Origin of the sequence: Kitasatospora sp. NRRL B-11411, from assembly GCF_000721345.1 — a bacterium.
GTDB lineage: Bacteria > Actinomycetota > Actinomycetes > Streptomycetales > Streptomycetaceae > Kitasatospora > Kitasatospora cineracea.
In genome coordinates, this window is the sequence record NZ_JOGH01000182.1 from 1 (window position 1) to 8,761 (window position 8,761).

Below are 8,761 nucleotides of genomic sequence, written 5' to 3' on the forward strand. Positions count from 1 at the left end.
ACCCCCTGCGCCGAGAACCCGCCCGACCCCCCGGGCGGGTTCTCCCTTTCCCCGCCTCTTCCCGCCCGCCGGACAGGCGGAGAGCCCCCCGCCGGACAGGCGGAGAGCCCGCCCGGGAAACCTCCCGGACGGGCTCTCGCCGTTACTCCGCTACTCCGACTACTGCACCCGGTGCGCGCCCTGCGAAGGCACCGCCGGGAACGCGTGCGGGGCGCCGTACCCGGCCGCCGCGAACGCCTCCCGGACGGCCTGCTCGACCTCCGCCAGCCGCCCGCTCTCCACCAGGACGAGCACCGAGCCGCCGAAGCCGCCGCCCATCATCCGGGCGCCCAGCGCGCCCGCCGCGTTGGCGGTGGCCACCGCCAGGTCCGTCTCGGGGCAGGAGACCCGGTAGTCGTCGCGCAGCGAGGCGTGCCCGGCGGTCAGCACCGGCCCCAGCGCCCGCGGGTCGCCCGCGTCCAGCAGCGCGACGGCGTCCAGCACGCGCCGGTCCTCCGTCACCACGTGCCGCAGCAGCGGGCGCAGTTCGGCCGGCAGCTTCTCCTCCGCCGAGGCCAGCTCCTCGGCCTCGACGTCGCGCAGCGCCCGCACCCCCAGCAGGTCGGCGGCCCGCTCGCAGCCCGCCCGCAGGTCCGCGTACGCGCCGTCGCCGAGGTCGTGCTTGACCCGGGTGTCGATCACCAGCAGGGACAGGCCGACGGCGGGCAGGTCCAGCGGCACCTGGCGGCCGGTGAGCGTCCGGGTGTCCAGGAAGTAGGCGTGGCCCGCGACGCAGCAGCTGGACGCCATCTGGTCGAGCGCGCCGCACGGCACCCCGACGTAGGCGTTCTCGGCGCGCTGGGCGAGCAGCGCCCGGCCGGGGGCGTCCAGGCCGAGGCCGTACAGCTCGTCCAGGGCGAGGACGGTGGCGCACTCCAGCGCGGCGGACGAGGACAGGCCGGCCCCGGTCGGCACGTCCGAGGCGAAGGCCAGGTCGGCCCCGCCCACCGGGTGCCCGGCCTCCGCCAGCGCCCAGAACACCCCGGCGGGGTACGCCGCCCAGCCGGGCACCGACCCGGGGGCCAGCCCGTCCAGGGCGAACTCCACCACCCCGCCGTCGCCCTGCGCGCTGACCAGCCGCACCAGGCCGTCGGAGCGGCGGCGGGCCGCGACCCGGGTGGCGTGCGGGAGCGCGGCGGGCAGCACGAAGCCCTCGTTGTAGTCGGTGTGCTCGCCGATCAGGTTGATCCGGCCGGGGGCGGCCCAGACGCCGTCGGGGGAGTCGCCGAAGGCGGAGGCGAAAACGGCGGCGGTATCGGTGGTCATCGGGTGCTCCAGCAGGCGTTCACGGACGAGCGGGTGGCATAGTCAACACATTCAAACACACAACCCCACATCCAAACAGGCCCCGTTCGGCCCCCGCCGAACTATGCTGAGGCGCTGTCCCGCTCGCTCTCCCGCTCTCCCGCTCCCACCATCCCGTGGAGGACCACAGTGACCACCGACGGCGGACTGCTCGCCGACCAGCGCCGGGCCCTGATCCTCGACCTGGTCCGCCGGGACGGGGCGGTCAAGGTCGCCGAACTGGTCGACCAGCTCGGGGTCTCCGACATGACGGTCCGCCGCGACCTGGACGCCCTCGCCCGCACCGGCGCGGTCCGCAAGGTCTACGGCGGGGCCGTCGCCCGCACCGCCGCCGCCGACGAACCGGCCTTCGAGACCAAGTCGGCCCTGGCGCCCGAGACCAAGGCCGCGCTCGCCGAGGCCGCCGCCGCCCAGGTCCAGCCGGGCACCGTGGTCGCCGTCTCGGCCGGCACCACCGCCTACGCGGTCGCCGCCCGCCTGCTCGACGTCCCGGGCCTCACCATCGTCACCAACTCCCTCCCGGTCGCCGAACTCGTCCGCACCCGCGGCGACAACGGCCCCGCCCTCCTGCTCACCGGCGGCGCCCCCACCCGCTCCGCCGCCCTGGTCGGCCCGCTCGCCGACCAGGCCATCCGCTCCCTGCACGTCGACCTCCTGGTCATCGGCGCCCACGGCGTCAGCGAACGCGCCGGCCTCACCACCCCCAACCTCGCCGAGGCCCAGACCAACCGCGCCCTGATCGCCTCCGCCCACCGCACCGTCGCCATCGCCGACCACACCAAGTGGGGCGTCGTCGGCCTCAGCAGCTTCGCCGCCCTCACCGACCTCGACTGCTTCATCACCGACCAGGCCCTCCCCACCGAGGCCCAGACCGTCCTCACCGAATCCTGCGGCGCCCTCCTGCTCGTCTGACCCGGCGGCCCCCTCAGCGGGCGGCCGGCGCCGCCGTGATCCGCTCCTGCCGGACGGCCGGCAGCGCGTCGGCATGCCGCGGCGAGTATTCACCGTCGTTGACCCGCGCCCCCTCCGGGCCCAGGTGCCAGCGCGGCGCGCCGCACGGCCCCTGGACCGCCGGCAGCGCGGCGGCCAACCGCTCCGGCTCCGCGAACCGGGTACGCGCCCGCAGCGCGGCGGCCAGCCGCTCGACCGCCCCGGCGGGGGCGTCCGCGTCGCCGAACGCGGGCAGCAGCAGGAGCAGCCGGGCGTGCGGATCGGCGGTGCTGCCGCCGGGCAGCCCGTTGTCCACCGCGGCCACCAACTCGTCCCAGCACAGGCCGGGCCCGCTGAAGCACCCCTCGTCCCCGGCCAGCGGCTCGGCCGCGTCCCACTCCGGGTGGTGCAGCAGGTAGTCGATCCCCTCGTCCTCGGCGAACGCCCGGTACACCACGTGCAGCAGGTACCCGCCACCCAGCGGCACCGTGAACACTGGCCACTGCTCCCCGCCCAGCAGCCCCGCCCGCAACCGCCCGGCCGCCAGGTCCTCCGCCTCGTCGACGAACTCCTCCACCTCCTCCAACTCCGCGCACCAGTTGTGCAGGTGCCCCACCCAGAACAGGTGCTCGCCCAGCAGCTCGGGCCGGCGCCGGTACGGCCCGCCGTCGTAACCGGGGATCACGGCCGGGGGAGCGCAGGGGAGGTCGTGGTGCGTCACGCGGGCATCATCACCGGCGTCGGCCCACCCGGTCCAGGACGGCCCGCAGCCGATCGGTCGTCCCGGGATACGCTCCTGACGTCGGAGGGCGGGCCCCGGCTCCGAGACTCCGAAGGAGCACCCGAATGATGAGGATCCCCGACTCCGCAGCAGCGCTCGCCTCCGCCGAGGAGTTCTGCGAGCGTCGGTTCCCCGGCTGGGAATCCATGAACTGCTACCTGGTCATCCACCCGGAGATCACGATCGAGGGCGCGTACGTGGTCTCGTACCTGGCGAGGGAGGGCCGCCTGGGAGGCGCCTTCCCGGTCGTGGTCGACGTGGAGACCGGAGCCTGCAGGTTCGTGGACGGAATCGCCGAGTACCGGGAACTGAAGAACCGCAGCCGCAGCTGACGGTTCAGTCCAGGACGACCGTCACTCCGCGCTCGGCCAGGACCTCCAGCACCGCGTCGAAGTAACTGTGCGCCGGGTCGCTCCCGACCACGTGCGGGGCGAGCGAGCGCCGGGCGGTCCCGGCGTCGTGCCAGACCAGGGTGCGGGGGGCATCCCCGTCCAGGCGTTCGCGCAGCCAGTACAGGTCGAAGCCCAGGGACATTCCCGGACCGAGCAGCGCCTCGCCGAGGGCCAGGTGCAGGCCGGGAACGTCGGTGGCGTACCGGCCGTCGAGGTGGTGCTCGCCCCCGCCGCGCGGGGAAGCGGACAGGAGGGTGGGGCGGCACAGGGCCAGCCACTCGTCGCGGCCCGGGGTGTCGAACCCGACCCACCCGCCGGGCTCGCTCGGCGGCCCCTCGAACCAGAGCTCGCGCACCCTCCGGCAGTCCGGGGTGGGGCGATCGGGGCTACCGTCCTCGAAGGTGAGGTCCAGCAGCGCGCCGCCGAGGACGGAGGGGCGGGCCTCCGTGATCGGCAGCGGGAAGTTCTCGGTGCGCAGGACGCCGCCGAAGCGGTCGAGGCTGACCAGTTGTCCCCAGCCGTCGTTCCTCCCACCGGATGCCGCCAGGCCGTCGAGCAGCGCGCGGGACGGCTCGCAGCCGATCAACTGCACGGGCCGGGGGAGCGGGTACCGGTCGTACAGGCCGCCGATGCTCCCGCAGTGGGTGAGCGGTGCGGTGATCCGCCGGTCCTTCGACCGGACCTCGAAGTACGGCTGCGCGGGCGGACGGGGGCGGCCGTACTCCCAGTCGTCGCGCAGGCCGGTGCCCAGGACCAGGTCGACCAGGCCGGGAGCGCCCGCCGTCGGCCGCACGGCGACCACCGAGACGCCGATCAGCTCGAACACGTGCGGCGGCCAGTCGCCGTTGCGGCCCAGCACCTCCAGCTCCAGGTCGCCCAACTGCCGCCCGCCCGGCCCGGCGGCCGTGACCGCCAGCGGGCTGTCGGCCGGGCAGCCCTCCAGCACCAGCACCGTCCGGTCCGAGTACTCGCGCGGCAGGTACAGGCCCTCGGCGTCGGCGCAGCGCGCCAGCAACTCGACGGCCTGCCAGTCCTGTTCGTCGCCGACGTCCCGCACCAGCAGGTACCGCAGCGGGAACTCCCGCTTCCAGGAGGTGAAGTCCGCCACCCGCATCCGACCTCCAGGTCGTTCGTGATCCGATCGCGGTCGCACCGTAGGGGATGAACCCCCGGCCCTGCCACCGGTTATAGGGTCGGGAGCGCGGAGGGGGTGGACGGATGGGTGTCGCGGTGTGGGCGGCGGTGCGGCGGCGGCCGGTGCGGTTCCTGGTGTCGTGGTGGCCGTGGCGGGTGTGGGCGCTGCTGGTGACGGGCGCGGTGCAGGGGGTGCTGGTGCTGGTCGCGCTGGCGGCCGGGCTGCTGGTCGGGGTCGGGCTGTCGGTGCTCGGCGTCGGGGTGCTGGTACTGGGGTGGACGGCGCTGCTCGGGGTGCCGGTCGGCGCGGTGGAGCGGTGGCGGCTGCGCCTGGTCGAACCGGTGCCGCTGCCCGACCCGCACCGCAGTGCGGCCCGCGGGCTGCGCGGGCGGCTGCGGGAGCGGGCGAGCCGGCGCGAACTCGCCTACGCGCTCGTCCAGTCCACCGTGTTCGCCGCCGCCGGGCTGCTGTTCGCCGCCGCGCTGGCGTTCTGCCTGCTGCTGCTGGCCGCCCCGGTGTTCATCCTGGCGGTCAGTCCGGACACGGTGATGCTGTGGCCCGGACGGCCGGTCTCCGGCCCGCTGGACGGCTTCGCGGCGAGCGCCGCCGGTCTGCTCGGCCTGGTCGTCCTGGCCTACAGCGGCGCCCTGCTCGCCGGGGCCCAAGTGCGTCTCGCCCAGCAGCTGTTGGGCCTGCGGGACGCCGACCTGGGCGTCCGGGTGGTCGAACTCACCCGCTCCCGGGCCCGGTTGGCGGGCGCCTTCGAGGCCGAGCGCCGCCGGATCGAACGCGACCTGCACGACGGCGCGCAGCAGCAACTCGTCGCCCTGGGCATGACGTTGGGCCTGGCCGAACTCGAACTGCGCGGCCACGACACCCCCGCAACCGCCCTGGTCGCCCGGGCCCGCGGCGAGGCGAAGCTCGCCCTGGAGCAGCTGCGCACCCTGGTCCGCGGCATCCACCCGCAGGTCCTCACCGACCACGGACTCCCGGCCGCCGTCGCCGAGTTGGCGGCCCGGCACCCCGTCCCGGTGCTGGTCGACCTGCACCTGCCGCGGCGGCTGCCCGGCCCGGTGGAGAGCGCCGCGTACTTCACCGTCACCGAGGCGCTCACCAACGCCGCCAAGCACAGCGGCGCGGACGGGATCACCGTCCGCGGCACCCACGACGCGGGCGCGCTGCGGCTGTCCGTCACCGACAACGGCCGCGGCGGCGCCGACCCCGGCGCCGGAGCCGGCCTGCAGGGGCTCGCCGACCGGATCGCCGTCCTGGACGGGCGGCTCACCGTGACCAGCCCGCCCGGCGGGCCCACCCGCCTCGAACTGGAGGTCCCGTGCTGAGGATCGTGATCGCCGAGGACGCCGTCCTGCTCCGGGCCGGCCTGGTCGAACTCCTCGAACGGGTCGGCCACCGGGTGCCGGCCGCCGTCGGCGACGCCACCGCCCTGGTCCGCGCCGTCGACGCCGAACGCCCCGACGCGGTCGTCACCGACGTCCGGATGCCGCCCGGCCACCGCGACGAAGGACTGCGCGCCGCACTGGAGTTGCGCGGACGCCACCCCGGCCTGCCGGTCCTGGTGCTCTCCCAGTACGTGGCCACCGCGTACGCCACCCAACTGCTCGGCGCGGGCTCCGCCGACCGCGGCGGGCTCGGCTACCTGCTCAAGGACCGGGTACTGGAAGTCGGCGACTTCCTCGACGCACTGCAACGGGTCGCCGCCGGGCAGACCGTCATCGACCCCGAGGTGGTGCGCATCCTGCTCGCCCGGCACACCGCCGACGACCCGCTGCGCCGCCTCACCCCGCGTGAGCGGGAGGTGCTGGGCCTGATGGCCGAGGGCTGGAACAACCAGGCCATCGCCCAGCGGCTGACTGTCACCGAGGCGTCCGTGGTCAAGCACGCCGGGAACATCTTCATGAAGCTCGACCTGGACCCGGCCGAGGGCAACCGCCGGGTGCTGGCGGTCCTCGCCCACCTCAACCATGCTGCTGCGGACGGCAGTTGACCGGCCGAAACCCGAGAACCTAGCCGTCCCGCCCCGCCAGCATCCCCGCCAGCCGCCGGGCCGAGGCGTCCCAGGACCACTCCCGGGTCACCCACTCCCGCCCGGCCCGCCCGAACTCCCGCGCCCGGGAAGGGTCCTGGAGGAACTCCAGCACCGCCTCGGCGACCTCCCCGACCTGCCGCCCGTCGACCACCGTCCCGGTCCGGCCCGGCAGCACCGCGTCCGGCGCGCCGCCCGAACGCCCGGCGACCACCGGCAGCCCGCTCGCCGACGCCTCCAGGAAGACGATGCCCAGGCCCTCCGCCTCCAGCCCCGCCCGCCGGGTCCGGCACGGCATGGCGAAGACGTCCGCCGCCGCGTAGAACCGGGCGGTGTCCGGGTGCCCGTGCCCGCCCGCGAACACCACCGCGCCCGGCGGGCAGCGCCGGGCCAGCCGCCGCAGCCGCGCCCCGTCCGGCCCGTCGCCCACCAGCAGCAGCACGGCGTCCGGTATGTGACGGCGGATCAGCGGCAGCGCCCGGATCAGCACGTCCTGCCCCTTGCGCGGCACCAGCCGGGCCACGCACAGCACCACCGGCCGCCGCCCCAGCCCGTACCGTTCGCGCACCGCCCGCCGGTCCGCCGCCGAGGGCCGGAACACCGCCGGGTCCACCCCCGGCACCAGCCGCTCCAGCGCCGCCCCCGGCCCCAGCGCGGGCGCGATCCGGCGCCGGGTGTACTCGCCGAGGTACGTGACGGTGTCGCAGGACGCGCCGACCCGGCGCAGCACCCGGCGCGCCAACGGGGCCCGGGCCCACCACACTTCGTGCCCGTGCGTGGTCGCCACCAGCCGCCCGGCTCCGGCCTGCCGCAGTACCGGGGCCAGCGCCGGGGCCATCGCCGCGAGCGGCGCCGCCGCCCCGAACCAGACCCGGTCGCACCCGTGCTCGGCCGCCAGCTCCACCGCCCGCCGGGCCGTTCGCGCCGTCGGCAGCAGCATCCGCACCGGCTCCCGCACCACCGGGAACGGCAGCCCCGCGTCGAACGCCGCCGCCCCCGGCTCGGCCGAGGTCAGCACCACCACCCCCTGCCCGGCCAACCGGACGGCCATCGCGTGCACGAAGGTCTCGATGCCGCCCTGCCGGGGCGGGAAGTCGTTGGTGACGATCAGGGTGGTGCCCACGGAGGCGTCCTCTCCAAGAGTCGACAAAGCAGTAAATTCCCTTCATGACAGGGGTGTTGCGGGCAGGCGGCAGCACAGCCGCGCACCCGGCGGGGGAGCGGCCGGACCGCAGAGCAGGGCTCGGCCGGAGGGCCGGACTGCGGGACGGGGTTCAGGTGGGTGGGTGTCGCCGGGCCGCGAGGCGGACGAAGGCGGACAGGAGCAGCGGCAGCACAGCCGCGCGCCCGACGGGGGAGCGGCCGGACCGCAGAGCAGGGCTCGGCCGGAGGGCCGGACTGCGGGACGGGGCTCAGGCGGGTGGGTGCCGCCGGGCCGCGAGGCGGACGAAGGCCGACAGGAACAGTGGTAGCGCCAGGTAGCCGAAGCGTCCGGCGGGGGCGAGCAGGAAGGCCAGCGCCAGCCCGGTTGCCAGCCGGTCGGCGGCCGCGACCGCGCAGCGGGGCGGGCGGAGCAGTAGGGAGAGCCCCACCGCCGCCCCGCCGAGCAGCAGCAGCCCGACGGCCGCACCCCACCCGGCCGGGCCGAGGTCCGCGAGCAGCCGGCCCGGCAGCGGGCTGGCCGCCGGGGTGGGCCACGGGCCCCGGCCGAGCGGGAACGCGAAGACCTGGCGCAGCATCGGCCCCGGCGCGCACAGCAGCCATGGCAGCACCAGCAGCGCCGTCCCGGCCGCCGCGAGCCCGGCGCAGCGCAGCGCCGCTCGCCGCCCGGTGGTTGCCGCGAGCAGCGCCACCACCACGGCGACGGCGGGCCAGGCCGTCCACTTGAGTGCGCCCGCGGCGGCCAGCGCCAGCCCCGCCCCGGTCGGCCGCCCGGCCGCGCCGAACGCCAGGGCCAGGCAGAGCAGCCCGGTCAGCGGCAGATCGACCCCGCTGGCCGCCAACGCCAGCGCCACCGGCGGCGACGCCACCAGCGCCACCACCCCGGTCCCCGCGTCCGCCGCCCCCGACGGGACGTCAGCCCCCGCCCCGGCCCCCGGCAGCGGCCCGGCCCCCCACCCCGCCCCGACCAACAC

General features: G+C 76.2%; 8 protein-coding genes and 1 pseudogene. 4 read left to right on the forward strand and 5 right to left on the reverse strand.

What is annotated here, in order from left to right; all coding sequences use genetic code 11:
* Nucleotides 1–159: 159 nt before the first annotated feature.
* Nucleotides 160–1,305 carry a galactokinase gene (galK, locus tag IH44_RS0137545; RefSeq protein WP_030464332.1) on the reverse strand — a complete coding sequence of 382 codons (1,146 nt, stop codon included), beginning with the start codon at nt 1,303–1,305 and terminating at the stop codon, nt 160–162.
* A gap of 168 nt (nt 1,306–1,473) precedes the next feature.
* On the opposite strand from galK, the gene IH44_RS0137550 reads away from it, so the two are divergent.
* Nucleotides 1,474–2,256 carry a DeoR/GlpR family DNA-binding transcription regulator gene (locus tag IH44_RS0137550; RefSeq protein WP_030464333.1) on the forward strand — a complete coding sequence of 261 codons (783 nt, stop codon included), beginning with the start codon at nt 1,474–1,476 and terminating at the stop codon, nt 2,254–2,256.
* A 13-nt stretch (nt 2,257–2,269) separates the two neighbouring features.
* Here the strand turns inward: IH44_RS0137550 and IH44_RS0137555 are convergent, their stop codons facing one another.
* Nucleotides 2,270–2,995: a hypothetical protein gene (locus IH44_RS0137555; protein WP_107066725.1), complete on the reverse strand. Its 726-nt coding sequence runs from the start codon at nt 2,993–2,995 to the stop codon at nt 2,270–2,272.
* Between the two features lie 125 nt (nt 2,996–3,120).
* Here IH44_RS0137555 and IH44_RS0137560 point away from each other — a divergent pair, with 125 nt between their 5' ends.
* Entirely contained in the window at nt 3,121–3,387 is a 267-nt protein-coding gene (locus IH44_RS0137560) for a hypothetical protein (RefSeq protein ID WP_030464335.1), read from the forward strand.
* A gap of 4 nt (nt 3,388–3,391) precedes the next feature.
* Here the strand turns inward: IH44_RS0137560 and IH44_RS0137565 are convergent, their stop codons facing one another.
* On the reverse strand, nt 3,392–4,561 hold the full coding sequence (locus tag IH44_RS0137565; protein WP_051818135.1) for a hypothetical protein: 1,170 nt from the start codon (nt 4,559–4,561) through the stop codon (nt 3,392–3,394).
* Between the two features lie 104 nt (nt 4,562–4,665).
* On the opposite strand from IH44_RS0137565, the gene IH44_RS0137570 reads away from it, so the two are divergent.
* Together IH44_RS0137570 and IH44_RS0137575 are read left to right on the forward strand one after the other, a co-directional pair.
* The gene (locus IH44_RS0137570; RefSeq protein ID WP_030464337.1) at nt 4,666–5,922 is read left to right on the forward strand and encodes a sensor domain-containing protein; all 1,257 of its coding nucleotides are present in this window, start codon (nt 4,666–4,668) and stop codon (nt 5,920–5,922) included.
* Nucleotides 5,916–6,587 carry a response regulator transcription factor gene (locus IH44_RS0137575; RefSeq protein WP_030464338.1) on the forward strand — a complete coding sequence of 224 codons (672 nt, stop codon included), beginning with the start codon at nt 5,916–5,918 and terminating at the stop codon, nt 6,585–6,587. Before IH44_RS0137570 ends, IH44_RS0137575 begins: the two co-directional genes overlap by 7 nt.
* Before the next feature lie 19 nt (nt 6,588–6,606).
* Here the strand turns inward: IH44_RS0137575 and IH44_RS0137580 are convergent, their stop codons facing one another.
* Nucleotides 6,607–7,749: a glycosyltransferase family 4 protein gene (locus tag IH44_RS0137580; protein WP_030464339.1), complete on the reverse strand. Its 1,143-nt coding sequence runs from the start codon at nt 7,747–7,749 to the stop codon at nt 6,607–6,609.
* A 289-nt stretch (nt 7,750–8,038) separates the two neighbouring features.
* Nucleotides 8,039–8,761 (reverse strand): annotated as a pseudogene (locus tag IH44_RS0137585) (hypothetical protein); the annotation flags it as partial.

Bases quoted from the DNA above. Each gene is read 5' to 3' on its own strand.
- galK (WP_030464332.1), bottom strand. From the start codon at position 1,305: ATGACCACCGATACCGCCGCCGTTTTCGCCTCCGCCTTCGGCGACTCC.
- IH44_RS0137560 (WP_030464335.1), top strand. From the start codon at position 3,121: ATGATGAGGATCCCCGACTCCGCAGCAGCGCTCGCCTCCGCCGAGGAG.
- IH44_RS0137565 (WP_051818135.1), bottom strand. From the start codon at position 4,561: ATGCGGGTGGCGGACTTCACCTCCTGGAAGCGGGAGTTCCCGCTGCGG.
- IH44_RS0137570 (WP_030464337.1), top strand. From the start codon at position 4,666: ATGGGTGTCGCGGTGTGGGCGGCGGTGCGGCGGCGGCCGGTGCGGTTC.